General features: G+C 64.4%; 16 protein-coding genes, 1 pseudogene and 1 riboswitch. Of the genes and pseudogenes, 6 read left to right on the plus strand and 11 right to left on the minus strand.

The annotated features are described in order from the left end of the window. From HV675_RS28135 to HV675_RS28145, 3 genes and pseudogenes are all read right to left on the minus strand, one after another. Positions 1 to 231 (minus strand): annotated as a pseudogene (locus HV675_RS28135) (MdtA/MuxA family multidrug efflux RND transporter periplasmic adaptor subunit); the annotation flags it as partial. Positions 232 to 965: 734 nt separating this feature from the next. Beyond that, positions 966 to 1,814 carry an IclR family transcriptional regulator gene (locus HV675_RS28140; protein ID WP_175114740.1) on the minus strand — a complete coding sequence of 283 codons (849 nt, stop codon included), beginning with the start codon at positions 1,812 to 1,814 and terminating at the stop codon, positions 966 to 968. Between the two features lie 492 nt (positions 1,815 to 2,306). Further along, positions 2,307 to 2,711, minus strand: a complete 405-nt coding sequence (locus HV675_RS28145) for a helix-turn-helix domain-containing protein (protein ID WP_175114741.1) — start codon at positions 2,709 to 2,711, stop codon at positions 2,307 to 2,309. A gap of 609 nt (positions 2,712 to 3,320) precedes the next feature. Between HV675_RS28145 and HV675_RS28150 the strand changes: the two genes are divergently transcribed. Further along, positions 3,321 to 3,911 carry a hypothetical protein gene (locus HV675_RS28150; RefSeq protein ID WP_175114742.1) on the plus strand — a complete coding sequence of 197 codons (591 nt, stop codon included), beginning with the start codon at positions 3,321 to 3,323 and terminating at the stop codon, positions 3,909 to 3,911. Between the two features lie 3 nt (positions 3,912 to 3,914). On the opposite strand, the gene HV675_RS28155 is transcribed toward HV675_RS28150, so the two are convergent. The 6 genes from HV675_RS28155 to HV675_RS28180 form a co-directional block, all read right to left on the minus strand. Further along, positions 3,915 to 5,450 (minus strand): efflux transporter outer membrane subunit, encoded by a 1,536-nt coding sequence (locus HV675_RS28155; RefSeq protein ID WP_175114743.1) that lies wholly within the window; start codon positions 5,448 to 5,450, stop codon positions 3,915 to 3,917. A 10-nt stretch (positions 5,451 to 5,460) separates the two neighbouring features. Next, positions 5,461 to 8,646 (minus strand): efflux RND transporter permease subunit, encoded by a 3,186-nt coding sequence (locus HV675_RS28160; RefSeq protein WP_175114744.1) that lies wholly within the window; start codon positions 8,644 to 8,646, stop codon positions 5,461 to 5,463. A 161-nt stretch (positions 8,647 to 8,807) separates the two neighbouring features. Continuing rightward, a complete protein-coding gene (locus HV675_RS28165; protein ID WP_175114745.1) occupies positions 8,808 to 9,992 on the minus strand; it encodes an efflux RND transporter periplasmic adaptor subunit in 1,185 nt (394 codons plus the stop codon). 527 nt (positions 9,993 to 10,519) lie between these two features. After that, positions 10,520 to 11,056, minus strand: coding sequence for an RNA polymerase sigma factor (locus tag HV675_RS28170; protein WP_175114746.1), 537 nt, complete (start codon positions 11,054 to 11,056; stop codon positions 10,520 to 10,522). A 364-nt stretch (positions 11,057 to 11,420) separates the two neighbouring features. After that, a complete protein-coding gene (gene crcB, locus HV675_RS28175; protein ID WP_175114747.1) occupies positions 11,421 to 11,801 on the minus strand; it encodes a fluoride efflux transporter CrcB in 381 nt (126 codons plus the stop codon). Positions 11,802 to 11,908: 107 nt separating this feature from the next. Continuing rightward, positions 11,909 to 11,970, minus strand: a riboswitch (Fluoride riboswitch). Positions 11,971 to 12,341: 371 nt separating this feature from the next. Further along, positions 12,342 to 13,544, minus strand: a complete 1,203-nt coding sequence (locus tag HV675_RS28180) for an ammonium transporter (RefSeq protein ID WP_175114748.1) — start codon at positions 13,542 to 13,544, stop codon at positions 12,342 to 12,344. A gap of 58 nt (positions 13,545 to 13,602) precedes the next feature. Here HV675_RS28180 and HV675_RS28185 point away from each other — a divergent pair, with 58 nt between their 5' ends. Both HV675_RS28185 and HV675_RS28190 read left to right on the plus strand, forming a co-directional pair. Beyond that, positions 13,603 to 13,911: a hypothetical protein gene (locus HV675_RS28185; protein WP_175114749.1), complete on the plus strand. Its 309-nt coding sequence runs from the start codon at positions 13,603 to 13,605 to the stop codon at positions 13,909 to 13,911. Further along, positions 13,908 to 15,578, plus strand: coding sequence for a sensor histidine kinase (locus tag HV675_RS28190; RefSeq protein ID WP_175114750.1), 1,671 nt, complete (start codon positions 13,908 to 13,910; stop codon positions 15,576 to 15,578). Before HV675_RS28185 ends, HV675_RS28190 begins: the two co-directional genes overlap by 4 nt. A 142-nt stretch (positions 15,579 to 15,720) precedes the next feature. Here the strand turns inward: HV675_RS28190 and HV675_RS28195 are convergent, their stop codons facing one another. Beyond that, complete coding sequence (locus HV675_RS28195) at positions 15,721 to 16,038, minus strand: hypothetical protein (protein WP_175114751.1); 318 nt, start codon at positions 16,036 to 16,038, stop codon at positions 15,721 to 15,723. A gap of 174 nt (positions 16,039 to 16,212) precedes the next feature. Continuing rightward, entirely contained in the window at positions 16,213 to 16,794 is a 582-nt protein-coding gene (locus HV675_RS28200; protein WP_175114752.1) for a DJ-1/PfpI family protein, read from the minus strand. 113 nt (positions 16,795 to 16,907) lie between these two features. On the opposite strand from HV675_RS28200, the gene HV675_RS28205 reads away from it, so the two are divergent. The 3 genes from HV675_RS28205 (at position 16,908) to HV675_RS28215 (ending at position 20,917) form a co-directional block, all read left to right on the plus strand. Continuing rightward, positions 16,908 to 17,405: a GNAT family N-acetyltransferase gene (locus HV675_RS28205; RefSeq protein WP_175114753.1), complete on the plus strand. Its 498-nt coding sequence runs from the start codon at positions 16,908 to 16,910 to the stop codon at positions 17,403 to 17,405. Next, positions 17,402 to 17,878 (plus strand): BCAL1086 family glycoprotein, encoded by a 477-nt coding sequence (locus tag HV675_RS28210; protein ID WP_175114754.1) that lies wholly within the window; start codon positions 17,402 to 17,404, stop codon positions 17,876 to 17,878. The genes HV675_RS28205 and HV675_RS28210 overlap by 4 nt, the downstream gene beginning before the upstream one ends. Positions 17,879 to 18,157: 279 nt before the next feature. After that, positions 18,158 to 20,917 (plus strand): mechanosensitive ion channel family protein, encoded by a 2,760-nt coding sequence (locus tag HV675_RS28215; RefSeq protein WP_175114755.1) that lies wholly within the window; start codon positions 18,158 to 18,160, stop codon positions 20,915 to 20,917. The last annotated feature ends 13 nt before the right edge of the window (positions 20,918 to 20,930 follow it).

Consider the following 20,930-nt stretch of genomic DNA (forward strand, 5'->3'; position numbering starts at 1 on the left):
GCCGCTCGCGCCGGCCGCCGCGCTTGCGCCGGCGCCTTCGTCGGCCTTGCGCCACGGATGCCAGCGCACGAGTGCGACGACCGCGACGATCACGACCACCCCCGCCAGCAGCCAGCGGCCGCGGCCTCGCCGCGGCGGTCCGCCCGGTGACCCGGATGACGGCCCGGTGGCCGATGCAGGCGCCGGGGTCGGGTGGCGGGAGGGTTCCGACTGCTTTTGTTTTTCGTCCATCGGTTCTATTCAGCTGGCTGGCGTGGAATTGGGCAAATCTACGGCGCATCGCGACGTTACACGCGCCGTGCGTGTGTCGAGATGACAGTTCGCAGCGGGAGCGGGCGCGCGGAGCGCTCACCGGCCGGCGCGGCCGATGAGCGAACACGATGCGGCGCTTTTAATCGAGTCAAGGCTACGAGTCGAAGCAGCAAAGCAAGGCAGCAAAGCAACGCAGCGCGTCGCAGCAGCGAGTCGAAGCACGCGCTGAGGCAACGAGTCGAAGCAAAGACTCACGCGGAACAAAGAGCGAGGCGACGAGCCGTGCAGCGCGCCCGTGCGCAACGTCCGCACGGGCCGTCCTTACGAAGCGTAATGCGTGAGCGTGGATGCGACGTGTGCCACGCGGCGCGCCTGTTCGAAGCGCTGCGCTACGTGTTCACAGCAGATGTCGACGCGTTGATGCTCCGGCACTTGCCGGCGCCGCAGCCACGCAGGCTTGCAGCTACCTTGCGTCGCCGGGCATGGCCCGCAAGAAAGCATGATGCTACGTGCGCCCCTGGCAACAGTCCAGCGGGTCTTTTTTTCGCAAGGTTACGTAGGTTACAGATTGAAAACGGCGTGGGGCGCGGCGGGCCGGGAAACGGCGTAGTCGGCCGGGTGGAATGTAATACTGGCGACAGCCGGATCGCCCGCCGCGGAACGGAACAGAACCGGCAAGCGAGCACAAGCGGCGTCGCGGGCGCCGCCGCCGGCTAGGCGTCGACGCACAGGCCCGGGGTGCCGCCGATTTCACGGGTGATTTTCGCCACGCATTCGATCAGCGCAGGCGCCGCGCGCGATTCGAGCCAATCGCGCGGACACTGCGGCGCCGAGCCGCCGCAGTTGACCGCATAGCGTTCGCCGGCCGGCCCGACGAACGCCGTCGCAATTGCGTTCAAACCTTCGTACCATTCGCCGATCGCAATCGCGAAGCCGCGCTCGGACGTTTCGCGCATCGCGCTGTCGAGCCGGCCGCCGAGCGGCGCCCAGTCGTCGCCGGCCGCGGTCTGCAGGCTCGTCAGCAACTGCCGGCGTTCGCTCGCCTGCAGCGAGCACAGGTACGCGCGGCCGATCGCCGTGCGGGCGATGTCCATCCGCGAACCGACGTCCAGACGCGACACGAGCACCGCCGAGCGCGGCTTGATCGCGTCGATCACCACCATGTCGAGCCGGTCGCGCACGGCCAGATGCACGGAGAGCGACGTGCGCTCGGCCAGTTCGATCAGAAACGGGCGCGCTCGCCCGCGGATGTCGAAGTTGCGCAGGAAGCCGTTGCTCAACTCGAGCACGGATGACGTCAGCACGAAGCGTTCGCTGTCCGGCAGCTGGAACAGAAAGCCGGCACTGACGAGGGTGGCGGTGATGCGCGATACCGTTGGCTTGGGAATGCCCGTGAGTTCGGTCAGCTCACGGTTGCTGAGCGGCGCGTGGGCGGCCGCGACCTGACGCAGCACCGTCAAACCGCGCGCAAGCGCAGTGACCTCTTCGCCCGACCCCTCTTTTTCGCGAGCGGCGATGCGAGTGGAGGCATCAAAGGCGGCAGCAGTCGATGGCCTTTTCATGTAAATTTTTTTGAAACTCTATTTCGGATTATCACGACGCCTCAGTGACGATAAGGCACCCGCCGCTTGCGCGCAGACCGGGCGGAAGACGTTTAAGTGCCCGTTTCATTGTATCTGAAGCGGGTTTTCCAGCGTATGGCGAACGGGAAGATTTTGCTTGACTTGGTCAGCATAACCATAAAAAATGGAACTTCATTCCGAAAGTGCGTTTTTGCGACTCACCGGCAATGCAGTGGTTTTCTGGTTTTGCCGTCCGATGTCGTATTCATGTCGCATAGCAGCGCTAACATGTTCGTATTGCCAACTCACCTGAGTTTAGATGCAGGCAACGACCATCGCTTTTCGGATTTCGTCTCTCAGGTTCTAGCACGGCCCTCGGAATGGCTAGAACTTTTTAAGGCGCCACGGAAACGTGGCGCCTTTTTTTCATCTTCCGCGCATCGGGGGGAGGGCGGGCGGACACGCATTGCTACGACCTTCGCTTCAATTCATTCAACGGCGCGATTTCGACAGCCGGTGTCCGAGGCCCAGGTCGGTCGCGATCTGCCAGGTATAGACGCGCGAATAGTGCACACCGAAGCGCGAGCCGATCAGTTCGCGCAAGCGGCCGTTCGTCCACGCATCGCTCGGAAAGCCATGCTCTTTCGCCGAACCGCGTAGCGCGTCGGCAATCCACTGCCGCGCGGTGTCGTCGAGTACCGACGTGCGGCCGCCGATGCTGATCTTGCGCAACGCGTCGAGACCACCGTCGTCCAGCAGCGTTTTGTAGCGGCGCACCGTGTAGGCCGATATGTGGAGAGCGTCAGCGACGGTATCGATGGTCGCACCATCGGTCAGCATCCTGCCCGCGAGCATTCTCCGGGCGACGCTCGGTAGATTGTCAGTGGTAGAGCGCATTTTCTCTCGTCCAAAGGTTATCCGCTGGGCGGCGCGCGCCGCGCCGCTTACCGGAAAAAGTTTCGATGATTTCCGCTTGTAGCGGTACTAGTGGAAAACGCGACCTTTATGATTTCGCGCCGCCAGATTTAAAACGTGTAATTGAATCTTGTTTTCAACATTAATAGCGCGTTTTTACCGATCCCGAGAGCTTGCAGAAAAATATCATCATTACTGGAACGTAATGTAAATTTCCTATGAAATGAACATTCAAACTGCATATTTGTGCGGCGGCCGTTATCCAGCGGAAGTGTCGTCATATGTGGCGCCGCATAATGGTCCGGAGACCGCCGCATTTCGCAGTTTTCACGCATGTGCGGGTGCGCCCGTATACCAGATGTAAACCCTTAGAGAGGCCCGCCTATTCATTGGTTGATAATCCGATGGAGCTGAAATTATGTCGCCTGCGTATTCGATGTTATATGCACGGCCAGTGAAGTCAAAATCGATTCCCCGCTGTGAAAAAGTCAAGAGATATTTATTTTAAGCCGTGTCTTCTTTTTAAAGATTTAATGGATGAACCGAAATCAGGCTGCCTGGTTGGATAACCCGTTTAAAAGGGAGGCTCGAATGCCAGTCGATCACGGGAAAATCGGTGCTGTAGCAATACTGGTTTTAGGGATGTCCGGCAGTCCATTGGCGCACGCGCAAAGTTCGGCTGCGCAGCCGCCCCAGGGCGCGGTCGCGGTGCTCGATCCGGTCCGGGTGCAGGCGCAAGTCGTCGCGGTGAATCCGGGTGCGAATAGCGTGACGATCAAGGGGCCGCGCGGCGACGTCGAGGACATTGCGGTCGACCCGGCCATTGCCGATGTGTCGAAGCTGCATGTCGGCGACGTGCTCGATATCGCGTATCAGCACGCGCTCCTGCTGCGGCTCGATAAAGCCGGCGGCAGCGGCATCCGTCAGCGGGTCGATACGACCGCGGCGATACCGGCGTCGGAGGGGCGCACGGCGGTGGTGCATCGCGTCGATGTGATCGCGACCGTGCAGCGGGTCGACCGGAAGAAACGGATCATCGTGCTGCGTGGGCCGTCGCGTACTGTCCAGCTTTCCGTGTCGCCTGGTATCGACATCGGCCACGTGAAGGCCGGCGATTCGGTTCACGCGGTGTTTGAGTCGGCGGTGGCGGTGCAGGTGCAACCGCGCGCCGCCGCCCAATGACGCTTACTGCTTCGCGAGACTCGGCTCGTCCGACGGCTTCGGCATGCTGTCGCCCCAGCCGCCGCCGAGCGCGCGGATCAGGTTGACCGTCGAGGCCGCCTGCACGCCGTCGAGCTGCACGGCCACGCGGCGCGCGTCCAGCACCGTGCGGTCCGCATCGATCACGTCGAGGTAGGCCACCGCGCCCTCGTTGTACTGCACGCGCGACAGATGCGCGGCGCGCGACGATGCCGCGACCGCGCGTCCCTGCGTCTGCGTCTGGTCTTCGAGAATGCGCAGATCCGACAGGTTGTCTTCGACCTGCTGGAACGCGATCAGCACCTGCTCGCGATAATTCGCGACCTGCTCGTCGAACTGCGCATGCGCGTTCTTCAGATTGCCCTTGCGCTGCCCGCCGTCGAAGATCGTCTGTGTGAGCGCGGTGCCGGCGGCCGGTCCCGCGAGGAACGCCCAGCTGCTCGCGCGAAACAGATTGCCGATGGTCGCCGCTTCGAAGCCCGCATTGCCGGTCAGATTCAGTGACGGAAAATACGCGGCGCGCGCCACGCCGATGCGCGCATTGGCTGCCGCCATCGCGCGTTCGGCCGCGGCAATATCCGGCCGCCGCTCGAGCAGCGACGACGGCAGACCGGGCGGAATGCGCACTTCGACCGGCGTCAGCGGATTCGCCGCGATCGTGAACTCCGACGGCGTCTTGCCGAGCAATACCGCGAGGCTGTGTTCCGACGCCGCACGCATGCGTTGAATGGTCATCTGGTCCGAGCGCGCGCTTTCGAGTTCGGCTTTCGCACGCGCGACGTCGAGCTCGCTGATCTCGCCGTCGTTGAAGCGGTCCTGAACGAACTTGAGCGCCTGCTCGCGCAGATCGACCGCGTTCTTGAGCACATCGGACTCGGCGTCGAGTTCGCGCAGCGAGAAGTAGTTTTGCGCGACGTCCGCCTGCAACGCGAGCAGTACCGAGCGCAATAGCGCCTCGGTTTGCTGCGCGTCGGCCTTGGTCGCGTTGTAGTTCGAATCGACGCGCCCGAACAGATCGACCTCATACGATGCGGTTGCCTGCGCGCGCCAGATCGTCTGCTCCGGAATGTGTGTGCCGTCCGGCTCCAGGAACGACACCGCGGAAATCTGCTGGCGCGTCGGGCCGAAGCCCGCGCCGATGGTCGGGAAGAAACCCGCGCGCGCGACCTCGTTCAGTGCGCGCGCTTCCTTCACGCGCGCGACGGCGGCCTTCAGATCCTGGTTCGCGTCGTGCGCCTGCTGCTCGAGCGTGTCGAGCGTCGGATCGGCGAAGATCGTCCACCATTGCCCGCGCGCGATGGCTTCGGATGGCTCCGCGGTTTTCCACGTGCCGTCGGCCGGCACCTTGATGGCCGCCTCCTTGAAGTCGTCGGCGGTTTCCTTGTAGGCCGGTGCGACCTGCGCATCCGGCACCTTGTACGTCGGCGCGAGCGAGCAACCGGCCGCGGCGAGCAAGGCGGCGAGCAACGCGGCCGGCAGCGCCGAGCGCTTCACCACGGCTCTGATTGGAAGTGTTCTCATCGTATCCCCTTTATTCTTCATAGACGGACGCGGCGACCTGCACGTGCGGATGGTTGCCGTGCTTGTCGACCAGATGCTCCGCGCCGCTCAGCTTGCGCAGCACGACGTAGAACACGGGCGTGAGCATCAGCCCGAAGAAGGTGACGCCGAGCATCCCGAAGAACACCGCGATACCCATCGCGTGGCGCATTTCCGCGCCGGCGCCGACCGATATGACGAGCGGCACCACACCCATGATGAACGCGATCGAGGTCATCAGAATCGGCCGCAAGCGCAGCCGGCTCGCCTCGATCGCGGCCTCGACGATCGAGCGGCCGCTCATTTCGAGCTCGCGCGCGAACTCGACGATCAGGATCGCGTTCTTCGCGGACAGCCCGACCAGCACCATCAGGCCGATCTGCGTGAAGATGTTGTTGTCGCCGCGCGTGAGCCACACGCCGGTTAGCGCGGACAACAGGCTCATCGGCACGATCAGGATCACCGCGAGTGGCAGCGTCAGGCTCTCGTACAGCGCGGCGAGCACGAGGAACACGAGCAGCACGCTGATCGGGAAGATCCACAGCGCCGAGTCGCCGGCGAGAATCTGCTGATAGGTGAGGTCGGTCCATTCGTACTTGATGCCGCGCGGCAGCACCTCGGCGGCGATCCGTTCCGCGGCGGCTTGCGCCTGATTGCTCGAGAAGCCGGGCGCGGGACCGCCGTTGATGTCGGCGGCGGTATACGCGTTGTAGCGCACGACCATCTCCGGCCCGTAGGTCGGCGTCACCTTCACCAGCGACGACAGCGGCACCATCTCGCCCGCCGAGTTGCGCGTCTTCAGCAGGCCGATGTCGGAGGCGCTTGCGCGGAACGGCGCATCGGCCTGCACGCGCACCTGATAGACCCGGCCGAAGCGGTTGAAGTCGTTGATGTACAGCGAGCCCAGGTAGATCTGCATCGTGTCGAACACGTCGGTGATCGACACGCCCAGTTGCTTCGCGCGCACGCGGTCCAGATCGACGTTCAGCTGCGGGTTGTTGATCTGGTAGCTGGAGAAGGTCGGACCGAGTTCGGGGGTTTGCGCCGCTTTCTTCAGGAACGCCTGCACCGCGCTATTGAGCGCATCGTAGCCGAGCGCGCTGCGGTCCTCGAGTTGCATCTTGAAACCGCCGAGCGTGCCGAGACCGAGCACCGGCGGCGGCGGGAACACCGCGACATACGCGCCCTTGATCGCCGCGTACTTCTGGTTCAGCGCCGCGGCGATTTCATTACCCGATTCGCCCTTGCCACGCGAGGCCGACGGATACAGCTTCGCGAACATGATGCCGGCGCTCGACGAGTTGGTGAAGCCGTTCACGGACAGGCCCGGGAACGCGACCGCGTGCTGCACGCCGGGCTGCTTCAGCGCGATTTCGCTCATCTGGCGGATCACGTCTTCGGTGCGATCGATCGACGCGCCGTTGGGCAGCTGCGCGAAGCAGATCACGTAGTCCTTGTCCTGCGCGGGCACGAAGCCGCCCGGCACGATTTTCGCCATCAGACCGGCGCAGCACAGCAGCACGACATACACGCCGAGCATGATCGCGCGATGGCCGATCACGCCGGTGACGCCCTTGCTGTAGTTCTCCGCGCCGCGATTGAAAAAGTGATTGAAGTGGTGGAAGAAGCGGCCGAATAACTTGTCCATCACGCGCGTCAGCCAGTCCTTCTTCGCGTGGTGGTCTTTCAGCAGCAGCGCGGACAAGGCCGGCGACAGCGTCAGCGAGTTGAACGCGGAGATCACCGTCGAGATCGCGATGGTCATCGCGAACTGCTTGTAGAACTGGCCGGTCAGGCCCGTCATGAATGCGAGCGGCACGAACACCGCGACGAGCGTACAGGCGATCGCGATAATCGGCCCGCTCACCTCGCGCATGGCCGCATAGGTCGCCTCGCGCGCGGTGAGCCCGTTGCTGATGTTCCGTTCGACGTTTTCGACCACCACGATCGCATCGTCGACCACGATACCGATCGCCAGCACCATGCCGAACAGCGACAGCGCATTGATCGTGAAGCCAAACGCGAGCATCAGCGAGAATGTGCCGACGATCGACACCGGCACCGCAATCAGCGGAATGATCGACGCGCGCCAGGTCTGCAGGAACACGATCACGACCACCACCACCAGCGCGATCGCCTCGATCAGCGTATGAATGACCGCCTTGATACTGTCGCGCACGAACTCGGTCGGGTCATACGCGATCTTGTAGTCGACGCCGTCCGGCATGTCGGCTTTCAGTTCCTTCATCGTCGCGTAGACGTTCTGCGCGATCGCGAGCGAGTTTGCGCCAGGCTGCTGGTTGATGATCATCATCACCGCCTGCTTGTTGTCGAGCATCGCGCGCAGCCCGTACTCCTGCGCATCGAGATCGACCCGCGCAACGTCGCCCAGGTGCGTGACCGCGCCGTCCGGCGACGCCTTGAGCACGATGTCGCGGAATTCCTCGACGGTCGTCAGGCGGCCGCGCGCATTCACGTTCAGCTGCAGCGGCGCATTCGACGGCGCGCCGCCGACGATACCCGCGGCGACCTGAATGTTCTGCTCGCGGATCGCGTTGGCCACGTCGGTCGCGGTCATGTTGTGCTCGGCGATCTTCTGCGGATCGAGCCACACGCGCATCGCGTAGTCGCCGGCGCCCCACAGTTGCACTTCGCCGACGCCCGGAATCCGGCTCAGGCGGTCCTTCACGTTGATCAGCGCGTAGTTGCGCAGATACGTCATGTCGTAGCGGCCGCTCGGCGACACGAGGTTCACACCCATCGTCAGGGTCGGCGAGCTCTTGATGGTCGTCACGCCGAGCCGCTGCACTTCGTCGGGCAGACGCGGCAGCGCCTGGTTCACGCGGTTCTGCACGAGCTGCGTCGCGAGGTCCGGGTCCATGCCGAGCTTGAACGTGACGGTGGTCGTCATATTGCCGTCGCTGTTCGCCTGCGACTGCATGTACAGCATGTTCTCGACGCCGTTGATCTGCTCCTCGATCGGCGATGCGACAGTCTCGGCGATCACCTTCGGGTTCGCGCCCGGGTATTGCGCCTTTACGACCACCGAGGGCGGCACCACCTCAGGGTATTCGGCGGTCGGCAGCAGGGCGAGCGAGATGATCCCGCCAAGCAGTATCAGCATCGATAGCACACCCGCGAAGATCGGCCGGTCGATGAAGAATCGGGATATGTTCATGATGAGGTTCCGTCGTGTGACTTGTTGCCTGAGCTGCGTCGCCGGGGCAGGCGCCGCGCGGTGCGTCCGTTGCGCGGGCCGCCCGATGGCGCCCAGCTCACGCGTGGTTGACGATCATCTGGCGTTTCGCGCGGCCTGACCGGCGAAACGCCTCTTCGGCATCAGGCGGCCGAGCCCGCCGCGCGCGCGGCGGTCGCCATATCGACGGGGTGGACCGTGATCAGGTCGCCGGGACGCGCATGCTCGATGCCGTTCACGACGATCCGGTCGCCCGTCTTCAGCCCGCTCGTCACGACGCGCAGGCCTTCATGCAGGCCGCCCGGAACGATCTCGCGGTACTGCACATGATTCGTGCTGTCCACCACAAGCACGAATTTCTTCGCCTGATCGGTGGCGATCGCCGCGTCGTCGATCAGGATCGCCGGGTGCCGTTGCCCGCCGCCCACCTGCACGCGTGCATAAAGGCCCGGCACCAGCGAACCGTCCGCATTGTCGAAACGCGCGCGCACGCGGATCGTGCCGGAGGCCGTGTCGAGATGGTTATCGACGAAGTAGACGGCGCCCTGGCGCGAGTAGGTGGTTTCGTTCGCGAGCTCGAGCGATACCGGCACCGGGTGGCTGTTATCGCGGTTCAGATAGTCGAGATACGTGTGCTCGTCGACATCGAACGCCGCGTAGATCGGCGACACCGACACGAGCGTCGACAGCACCGGCGCGCTCGCGCCGGGCGCCACCACGTTGCCGACCGTCAGCAGCGCGCGCGACATGCGTCCCGCCACCGGCGCGGTGATCTGCGTGTAGTCGAGATTGACCTTGGCGGCTTCGAGCGCGGCCTGCGCCGCTTTCACCTGCGCGATCGCTTCGCGCGCACGGCTTTGCGTTTCGTCGTAGTCGCGTTTGGCGATTGCGTTGTCGGGCAGCAGACGGTCCGCGCGTGCGGCATCGGCGTCGGTGTACTTTTCGTGCGCGACGGCCATCGCGAGTTGCGCGGCCGCCTGATCGACCGCGGCGACATACGGACGCGGGTCGATCGTGAAGAGCGGGTCGCCTTTCTTCACGAGCGCGCCGTCCTTGAAATGCACGGCGACGATCGTGCCGGGCACGAGCGGCTTGATTTCAACGGCGTCGATCGCTTCGAGCCGGCCGGAGTAAACCTGCCAGTCGATAATCGGACGTGAGATGACGGTGGCGACATCGACTTCGACCGCCGGCGGCGCCGCATGGTCGGCCGCCGCGGCCTGGCTGACCGGACCAGAACCGTTGCGCCACGCGACGAGCCCGCTGGCCCCACCGATCACGACAAGCGCGCCGAGCGCCCAGATCATCCGCTTTGAGTTTTTCAGCATATTGGTATCCCAGCCGAATCAAGTTAATGCTTTAAAACGAAGGCGGATTCGACGGACGAGTGGGCATAGCGCGCACTCACCAGGAGGCTGCCTGCTGCACTCACTCGCACGACCGGGGTTGTCCGCCGCGAAAAGAAGACTGCATGGAGACCGCAATTGCGCGCGGTCCACGAAGCACATAACACCCGACGTGGCGGATTAATGCCGAACTGGATCAGGTGAATTCACAAAAAAACGCTGTTTGCAAAAGCAGGGGGAATTGACGCGGCCTGCGCACAGAGCTTGCGGGGAGGACGGGCGGCAGCCTGTCAAAATCGCACTGATTGTCGCTGCAGTGTGCTGACAGATAAACGGCGGCAATCAAAGGACACTATTGTGCGGAATAGAGTCATCTTTAATATTTCAAGTGGAATAGACGGCGGTCTTCAGGTGTTCGTCGGGGCCTGCGGCGGTGTGGTCTCGATGGTGCGTTCTTCTGACCGCGAGTCTTTGCATTGCTGCGCGCCGCGTCAGGCGGTGTTTTCCGGTTACAGCGGCCTCGTCAGTTCCGCCGGGGCGCGCGGCGGTGTTTCGCCGGCCAGTGCGCCGATCGAGCGGCGCGCCCGCGCGAGGCGGCTCATCACGGTGCCGATCGGCACGCCGAGCGTGGCCGCCGCTTCACTGTAAGTGAAGCCCTCGACCGCGACGAGCAGCAGCACGGTGCGCTGCGCGTGCGGCAGATGCGCGACCGCACGGACGATTTGCCGGTGCATGACGAGGGTTTCAGGCGAGGGGGCGGCCGGATCGGCAATCACCTCGAGCAGTGCGTCGTCCCATGCGACGTGCGTGCGATTGCGGATGCCGCGCGCGCGTATCTCGTTGAGCCATATCGTATGGGCGATGGCGAACAGCCAGCTGTGCGGCGAACTGTCCGGCTTCAATTGATGCTGCCGCTCGAGCGCGCGCAGGCAGGTGCGCTGCACGAGGTCTTCCGCATCCTGCCGGTTGCCCGACAGACGCAGCGCGAACCCCCAGAGCCGTGGCAGCAGGTTGGGAAGGAGCTGGGGTAAGTCGGTGCCGGTCATGGGCGGTGATTCCTGAGCAGCTGGCCCGGCGCGTGCCGCCGTGGCGAACCGCAACCAAGGCTCGCGTTCGATTCATTTTGACACGGGTGTCAACGTTGTCAACGACGTCGGCAATCGTGTTCCGGGAAGGGTGTTTTGCAAAACGGCACGCTGGTGCGCAACGCTGTGTCGGGCGTTGCCGGACGGCTGCACGGGTTTCACTATCAGGTGAGCCGTCCGCCCTCATCCTCGGGGAATCGTTGCATCAGCGTCTTGCAGATTGCGCTCATGCCGGCCGCAATCGCTTTCGGACGCTTTACGCGATGATGGCGATCGGGCTGTTGCCTGACCGCTACCTCACTGCCACCTCACCGTTACCTCACTGTTACCGCGCAGCAACCGCGATGGTCGCGAGTCCGGCGAGGGTCGCGATCACCGACGCACCCACATGAATCGCGATTTCCCCCATCGCCCAGCCGAGGCGTCCTTCCTGCAGACGCTGCACCACTTCGGCGGAGAACGTCGAGAAGGTCGACAGGCCGCCCATCAGGCCGGTGATGACGAACAGGCGCCACTCGGGCGCGAGATTCGGATTGCGCGCGAAGAATGCGATGGCGACGCCGATGATGTAGCCGGCAATCAGATTCGCCGCCAGCGTGCCGAGCGGCAGCGCCGGAAAGAGCCCGTTCATGCGGATGGCGAGAAACCAGCGAAACAGCGAGCCCAGTGCGCCGCCGATGCCGACGGCAAGAATGGATAGATACATGGACAGACCCAGGAAAGTCGGAAACGTCGACAAACCCGGCTGACAGTGACGCGCAGGCAAACTTGCGGCGGCGTGAGGCGTGATGACGCCGCGTCCGTTGTCAGCCGGACGAAGCAGGCATCATCAGCCACGTGGGCGGTTAAGGGAGAATGCCATCTCCGGTGCGCAAGTCTAGCATTGTCGCGCGGGAAACGGGGCGCCATGGTGTGTGGCCTTGGTGTGCCGTGTGCTGTCGTGATGTGTCTTGTCGCACCGTGTTTCGCCGTGACGCGCCGCGCTGTGAAGCGACGTGATGTGATCCGGTGCGGTGTGACGTGACGTGACGTGCAGCGCCGTGCCGTGTCGTGACGTGCAGCACAGCCGTAGCCGTAGCCGTAGCCGCGGTGCGGCGCAGTGCAGTGCAGTGCACACAGTGTGTGACGTGCAGCGCGACGCGGGGTGTCTGCAGTGCAGTGCCGCGCAGCGCGTTCATACCTCGGCGCGCACCAGACAGTCCGCGCGGCGCGCGCACAGCGGCGCCGCTTCCGCGCCCGCCGCGTGTTACAGCACGGTTTCCCGCTCCGGCGTCGACGAGATCCGGTGAATCGACAGGTCGGCGCCGTCGAACTCTTCCTCCTGGCCGAGGCGCAAGCCGACCGTCGCGCGAATGGCGCCGTAGACGATCACACCGCCCACGGTCGCGATGACGATGCCGCCGAGCGTGCCGATCAGTTGCGCGGCGAACGACACGCCGCCGAGCCCGCCCAGCGCGCGCAGCCCGAAGATGCCGGCCGCGATGCCGCCCCACGCGCCGCACAGACCGTGCAGCGGCCATACGCCGAGCACGTCGTCGATGCGCCAGCGGTTTTGCACGCAGGTGAACATATAGACGAAGAGCACGCCCGCGAGCGCGCCGGTGATCAGCGCGCCGAGCGGATGCATCACGTCGGACCCCGCGCACACGGCGACCAGTCCCGCGAGCGGGCCGTTGTAGGTGAAGCCCGGATCGTTGCGGCCGGCAAGCCACGCGGTGAGCGTGCCGCCGACCATCGCCATCAGCGAATTGACCGCGACGAGGCCGCTGATCTTGTCGATGGTTTGCGCGCTCATCACGTTAAAGCCGAACCAGCCGACCGCGAGCACCCACGCGCCGAGGGCGAGAAACGGAATATTCGACGGCGGATGCGCGGCAATCCGGCCGTCGCGATGGTAGCGCCCGTGTCGCGCGCCGAGCAGCAGCACGGCCGGCAACGCGACCCAGCCGCCGAATGCATGCACGACCACCGAGCCGGCGAAATCGTGGAACGGCGCGCCGAACGTCGCGGCGAGCCAGTCCTGAACGCCGAAGCGGTTATTCCACGCAATCCCTTCGAAGAACGGGTAGATAAAGCCGACCAGCACGAAGGTCGCGAACAGTTGCGGATTGAATTTGGACCGTTCGGCAATACCGCCCGAGACGATCGCCGGAATCGCCGCGGCGAAGGTCAGCAGGAAGAAGAAGCGCACGAGCGCATAGCCGTTATGCGCGGCGAGAACCTGCGCGCTATCGAAGAACTGCACGCCGTAAGCGATCGTGTAGCCGATAAAGAAATAGGCGATTGTCGATACCGCGAAGTCGACGAGAATTTTCACGAGTGCGTTGACCTGGTTTTTCTTGCGAACCGTGCCGAGTTCGAGAAACGCGAATCCCGCATGCATTGCAAGCACCATCGCCGCGCCTAGCAGCAGAAAGAGTGTGTCGGTGCCGGTTTTGAGGTTGTCCATGTGGCGTTGAAACCGCTTTGCGCAAAAAGCGGGCATCGGACGCAAGAAGTGGGCCAAGTTGGGTCGAAAACGCGTTGATGCGGTGCAGATCCGCACCGAAATGGACTGTGCGCGCAAACGCGGCGCTGAATGTCGTTCATTGGGTATGGCTCGCCATATCGGCTGCGCACTATACGAGTGCGATCAATGCACGATATTGGTGTGGCTCGATGTTCCATTCATGGGCATATTCTTCGATTCCGATTACGGCGGCTCATCAAATGATGAGGTTCTTACGATTTTTGTCACGCCACTCAAACAACGACATAATGACCGTCCCGCGTGCGCCGGCCGGCGGCGCTCCCGAATCTTCGTCGCGCTTCAATGAGACTGACCACCAAAGGGCTGTTGCTGATTGCGATTCCGGCCGTTATCGAGCTGGCGCTGCTGTCGGGCATCGTCAAGGCGCAGGCCGACGCACGCGACGCGGAGCGCTGGAGCCTGCATAGCGAAGACGTGCTGCGCCAGACCACCGCGATTCTCGAACCGGTGCTGCTCGACTCGCTGCGGCTGCGCGGTGCGGTGGTCGCGGGCTCGCGCGACGTCGGCACGCCGGTCTCGCTGTGGGTCGAGACCGATCAGCGCATCGACCGGCTCGCCGAGACCGTGTCGAACGACCCGGCGCAAGTCGAGCGTGCCGTACAGGTCCGTCAGGCGGTGCAAGCCTACCGTCAGTGGGCGGACCGTGTGCAGGATCTGATCCGCTCCGGGCGGCGGCGTGATGTGGTCGAACGCTTCAGGGATCTCGCCAACACCGACGTGGTCGACAATTTCCGTATGCAGGTGGCCGCGTTCCAGACCGAGGAGCGGCGGCTCGATGCGCTGCGCGCGAACGCGGCCGCGTCGGCGCGCGACCGGCAACAGGTGCTGATCGTGGCGGCGGTGCTCGGCTCGCTCGCCTTTGTCGCGATCGCCTGCTGGTTGTTTACGCGCGGCGTCGGCGGCCGGCTCGACGTGCTGTCCGACAATGCGAAGCGCCTCGCGAGCAATGAGCCGCTCGCGCCGCTCGACACCGGCACGGACGAGATCGCGCGTCTCGATCGCACGCTGCATGAGACGAGCCGGCGCCTGCTCGAAGCGGAACGGTTGCAGGCGCGCTTCCAGTTCGATCTCGCGCGGCGTGCCGGCGAGTTGGCGCGCACCAACGAATCGTTGCGCCAGCAGACCCAGGAAAACGAAACGTTCATTTATAGCGTGTCGCACGGTCTGCGTGCGCCGCTCGTGAACCTGCAAGGTTTTTCGAAGGAGCTGCTGCACGCCTGCGACGACCTGCGCAAGGCGGTGCGGCAATCGTCGCTGCCCGACGCGCAGCGCGCGCATATCGAGTATCTGATCGACGGCGACATCGGCGAGGCGCTGCACTTCCTGCAGACAGCCGTGCTGCGCGCCTCGCATATCATCGATGCGCTGCTGCGGCTGTCGCGTGTCGGGCGTGTCGAGTACCGGCGCCAGCAGGTCGATGTGCGCGACATCGTGCAGCGCGTGATCGACGCGATGCAGGTGTCGATCCGCGCCCGTCGCGCGCGCATCGTCGTGCATACGCTGCCGCGCGTGTGGGGCGACGCGACCGCACTCGAGCAGGTGTTCGCGAATCTGATCGGCAATGCGATCAACTATCTGCATCCGGAACGTCCGGGCATCGTCGAGATCGGCACCGCGCCGGCGCCGCCGGGCGTGCAGTCGTTGCGCATTTTCTATGTGAAGGACAACGGCCTCGGCATTCCCGAGGTCGCGCTGCCGCGCCTGTTCAATGCATTTCAGCGGCTGCACGGCGATATCGCCGCGGGCGAGGGGATCGGTCTGGCGATGGTGCGCCGCGTGGTCGAGCGGCACGGCGGGCGGGTATGGGCCGAGTCGATGGAGGATGTCGGCACGACCTTCTTCCTGTCGTTACCCGATTCCGCATCGCGTTTGCCGCAGCAAGAAGAAGTGACCGAAGAAACAGGCGGCACGCAGGACCTCGGTTTCGCGATCTGGCCGCTCAGTACGCGATGACGGCTGCGCGCTCACTTCGCGCATGGGCGTGCTGCGCGAGGTGTCGGTTGAGCGACGGCGCCGTGGCGATGCGCAACTTGCCGGCGGCGTTTCAATGCGGGTTTCAATGCAGCGCTGTGATGCAGCGCGTCGATACGGGGCTTCAGTAAGCGGCAAACAGCCTGCGTGCCTTGAGGAACTTCATGCCGCGAATCAGCCAGTAGCAGCCGCACCCGGCGAGCAGCGCCGCAACGCTCAACACGATACTGGACAGATGCAACTTGCCGCCGGCCAGTTCGAAGCCGCGCAGCACGATCAGCGCCGCGCTCCAGAGCGCGAACACGGCCTGCGCAAGCAGACGCGTGCCGGTGCGACGCCGTGCGCGATTTTCAATTGACCAGTCCGTGCGCGTGCGCAGGCAAAAAAACGCCACCGCGATCCATGCGATGGCGAGGATGATGATCCAGCTGGTCAGGTCCATGAAGAGGCCTCCCGAAGTCAGTCGCCGACTTTAGGGAGCCCCTCGCTTTCGGACCATCAGATAAGTCTCAATCGGACCCGCATGCGCGCCGTTGCCGCAGGCGCGATATGTGCAATACGTGCCGCATGTGCCGCCCGCATGTGCCGCATGTGCCGTATGTGCGGCATGCGCCGCTCAGAGCTCGATGCGTGTACCGAGCAACACAAGAAACTGCCGCAGCCATGCCGGATGCGCGGGCCACGCGGGCGCCGTGACGAACGGCGCATCGGTGTGGGCGGCATCGACGGGAATGTCGGCGTATTCGCCGCCCGCGAGCCGGACTTCAGGCGCGCAGGCCGGATACGCGGCGATGCGCTTGCCGCGTATCACGTCGGCGGCGGCCAGCAGCTGCGCCGCGTGACAGATGGCCGCAATCGGCTTGCGGCTCGACGCGAAGTGACGCACCACGTCGATCACTTTCTGATCGAGCCGTAAATACTCGGGCGCGCGGCCGCCGGCAATCGCAAGCGCATCGTAGCTCGCGAGGTCGATGTCGTCGAACGACGCGTTCAGTGTGAACTGATGGCCGGGCTTCTCGCTGTAAGTCTGGTCGCCCTCGAAATCGTGAATCGCGGTCTTGACCCGTTCGCCCGCGCGCTTGCCGGGACACACCGCATCGACGCGATGCCCGACGGCTTGCAGCGCCTGAAAGGGCACCATCGTTTCATAATCTTCGGCGAAGTCGCCGGTCAGAAAGAGAATCTTTTTTGCCGCCATCGAATGCCTCCGTTGAGGATGGAACACGTTGGACGCTGACGAGTCTACTCCATCGAATCCGACAGAAGCGCGTCGCACGCGCAAATGGTGAGGCAACAATGGATGATGCAAGCATGGCAATCAATCATATTGAGTGGCGAACCCTGCGAGCCGGCGATCCGCCGATGCTCGCCGTGCTGTTTCGCGATGCGGTGATGCAGCTTGCCGCTTCGCATTACGACGAGGCGGGACGCGCCGCATGGGCCGCGTCGGCTGATGATCTCGAGGCGTTCAGTGCGCGCCTCGCACAGGGCCTGACGCTCGTCGCGGTGGCGAGCGATACGATCGCCGCGTTCGGACAACTGCATCCGGCCGATCATGTCGAGATGCTCTATACGTCGCCTGCGTTCGCGGGGCAGGGCATCGCATGGACGCTGCTCGCGCGCTTCGAAGCGGTCGCGCGCGCGGCGGGCACGCCGATGCTCACCGCGCATGCGAGCGCGAGCGCGAAGCGCAGTTTCGAGCGCGCGGGCTTTCATGTACTCGCTGAGGAGGATGTCGAACGCAACGGCGTATCATTGAAACGTTTCCGTATGCGAAAGCCGCTTGTCGCGGCGCACATTCCTCAATGAATCCGTTCTCACGTCATCCGCTCGCACGCTGTACCGTATTCACCGCGATACTGCTCGGCGGCCTTGCCGCGTGTCACAAGAATGACGCATCGGCGGAGCAGGCCAACAGCAAGCTCAACGACGTCGCGCAGCAGGCCGGGCAGAAACTCGATCAGGCGGCGAGCTACGTCGGCCAGCAGACGGATGCCGCGCGCGCGACCGTGCAGCAGAACTTCGCCACCGCTGCTTCGGATGCGTCGAATCCGGCAGGGACGGTGAAGATCGATCCGAGTCAGCTCGCATCGACTGCACAAGCCAATCTGCATGATGCGGCCAGCGCGACCAATGCGGCGCTCGCAAGGGCCGCAAGCACGACCGGCGCGGGGCTCGAAACGGCGGGGCGCAAGTTGCAGCAGTGGTCCAATGACAGCGCATCCAATGCCGCCGCGGCATCCGGCGATTCCAGCGCCGAGCAGAAGCAGATGGACAAATAATCAGTCGTGCAATGAAGCGCCCGGGCGCCGACGCGCCGATGGGCGCGACGGTGCGGCGAGTGCGCTGGCATGCGCTGATATGCGCGTATTTGATTCTGCCGATCCGGTTCGCCGCGCCTGGCCGCCCGCATTTGTCTGCAGATGCTGCGGTGCAGAACCAGGCGCGCGCATCTGCGCAAGCGATCTAACATTCCGTTACGCATCCCTGCACCCGTATACCGTTTCGCGGGCGCAACTGCGGCTAAACTTGGCCGTCTGCCGTTTAGTCACCGACCTGCCATGAAGTCATGTCCGCCGCGGCGTGAATGTCCCGCTACGCCGAACGCCGGCAGGCGTTCGACGCGCGTTGTCACCTTCACGTTTGCGATCCTTTCGTTGTGCTTTGCGCTCATCGTGTGCATCACGAGCCGCATGGCGGGGCGTATTGTCGCGCGCGTTTTTTCGCGCATCGTCTTGTGCATTGGCGCGCGCAACGGCCGTTTAACGTGCTCATCGCGTTGGGCGTCGTGTGTGGCGCTTGTGCTTGTCTGCGGCCTGCTGCCGGTGTCACGCGCTGCGCATGCGGCGGGCGGTCCCGTGCTGCCCGCGCTGCAAAGTCTGATCAACAGCGCGACCGTTTCGCCTGCCTCCGCCGCATCGGCGACCGACGCGGCATCCGCGCCGTCGCCTGCGAGTCAGGCCGAGCTCAACCGGTCGCTCGACAGCGTGATCACGACGCTCGACAACGATCGACAGCGCACCGCGCTCGTCGCACAACTGAAAAAGTTGCGCGAAGCGACGCAAACCGTAGGGCCCGTGGCGCCCGCGCAGCCGAGTCCGGGCTTGCTGGGCGCGATCGCGGCCGGTCTCGCGTCGGTCGAGGCGGACGTCAATCGCGGGCGCACGCCGTACAGCTATTGGTCCGGACGGCTGAACGCGGCGGGCAACGAGCTCTACACCATCGTGTCGAGCCAGGGCCACGAGAAATTCGGCCGCATTCTGCTCGATATGTTCGCAATGCTGGCCGGCTGGGGTGCCTGCGCGGCCGCGCTGATTTTTGTGCAACGCAAGCTGCACGCGCGTTATGGGATCGTCGTCGATCTGAATGCGAATCCGACCACGCGCGAGTTGCTGATCTTCGCGCTACGCCGCGTCGGCCCGTGGATCGTCGCGTTTCTCGCCGCGCTGACGTTCGCCCGCTCGATGCCCGACGCGCTCGGCCGCACGCTCGGCATGGTGATCGCGTATGCGATCGTGGCGGGCGCGGTGTTTTCGGCGATCTGCCTGATCATGTTTTCGCTGTTCGGCTCCGGTCACCGGCGCGAGGCTGTGCATCTGCTGATCGAACATGCGCGGCGGATGCTGTTTGCGATCGGTATCTGCAGCGCGCTCGGCGACGCGGCCGTGAACTACGAAGTCGCGCATCAACTGGGCACCAATCTCGCCGCGCTTCTCTCGACGGTGTCGAACATGACGGCGGCCGCGCTGACCGCGTACTTTGCGATCGCGTTCCGCCGGCCGGTCGCGCATCTGATCCGCAACCGCTCGTACGAGCAGCGGCATGGCCACAAGGTCGCGACCGATGCGTTCGACGTGCTCGGCTCGCTGTGGCACCTGCCGATGCTGGTGCTCGCGATCGCGTCGGTGGTCGCGACCATCGCCGGCATGGGCAGCGGCGAGAATGTGCTGCAGATTTCCGTGATTACCGCGCTGTTGCTGGTGCTCGCGTTCTTCCTGTCGGCCATCGTGATTCGCGTCACGCGTCCGCAAAGCGCGCGCCGGCGCCGCCGTTCGCCGTATGTGACGCGCCTCACGCGTTTTGCGGGCACGCTGACCATGCTGTTCATCTGGCTCGCGTATCTGGAGCTCGCCGCGCGGCTGTGGGGCATCTCGCTCGCGCAGATCATCGAGGATAGCGTGACCGCGCGCGGCATCGCGCATGCGATGACGGCGATCGTCGTCACGCTGTTCCTGTCGTGGCTCGTATGGATTCTGATCGACACCGCGATTCTCGAAGCGCTGAATCCGAGCAACCCGCGCAACAAGGCGCGCAACCCGAGCATGCGCGCGCGCACGATGCTGCCGCTGTTGCGCAATGTGCTGTTCGTCCTCATTCTGACGGTCGCGGGCATCGTGACCGCGGCGAATCTCGGCATCAACGTGACGCCGCTGCTCGCCGGCGCCGGCGTGATCGGTCTTGCGATCGGCTTCGGCGCGCAATCGCTGGTGGCCGATCTGATCACCGGGCTGTTTATCATTCTCGAAGACACCATCTCGGTCGGCGACTGGATCGACGTCGACGGCGGACATGCGGGCACGGTCGAGTATCTGTCGATTCGCACGGTGCGGCTACGCGACGGGCAGGGCGCGATTCACGCGATTCCCTTTTCGCAGATCAAGATCGTAAAGAACCTGTCGCGCGATTTTGCGTATGCGGTGTTCGAAGTGCGTGTGCCGTTTTCCGCCGACGTCGATCAGATCACCCAACTGATTCGTGAGGTCGGTGCGGACCTGATGGCCGATTTCCGTTATCGGCGCGAGATGCTCGGGCCCGTCGAAGTGTGGGGGCTCGACCGCTTCGACCCGAACTGGATGGTCGTCAAAGGACAGATCAAGACGCGGCCGTTGCAGCAGTGGAGCGTCGCGCGTGCGTTCAATCTGCGGCTGAAGCGTCAGATGGATGAAGCGGGGATCGAGATTCCGGTGCCGCAGATGCGCATCTTCACCGGCGCGCAGGATCGGCAGGGCGAGCCGTTTCCCGACGATCTGGCTGCGGTGCAATCGTTGCGCGAGGCGGCGGTCGACGAGGCCGATCCGGCGGATGCCGGGCGCGCGGACCGCGAGGACCGCGAGACGACGATGGGCACGCGCCGGCCGAAGGCAACGGCGGAGCCGGGCCTCGCCGCCGTCGACAGCAGGGGTGGCGGAGCCGGTGTCGGGCTGGCGACGCCGCCGGCGCGCGATGTCTCGCACGAGCCGCGCCCGGCGCCGCCTTCCACCGGGCAGAGCGCATCGGTGCCGCCGCAGATTCCGACCGCGGGAGAAGCGGGCAAGACCTAGCGAGAGCGATGAT

Source organism: Paraburkholderia solisilvae, assembly GCF_902859875.1.
Lineage (GTDB): Bacteria > Pseudomonadota > Gammaproteobacteria > Burkholderiales > Burkholderiaceae > Paraburkholderia > Paraburkholderia solisilvae.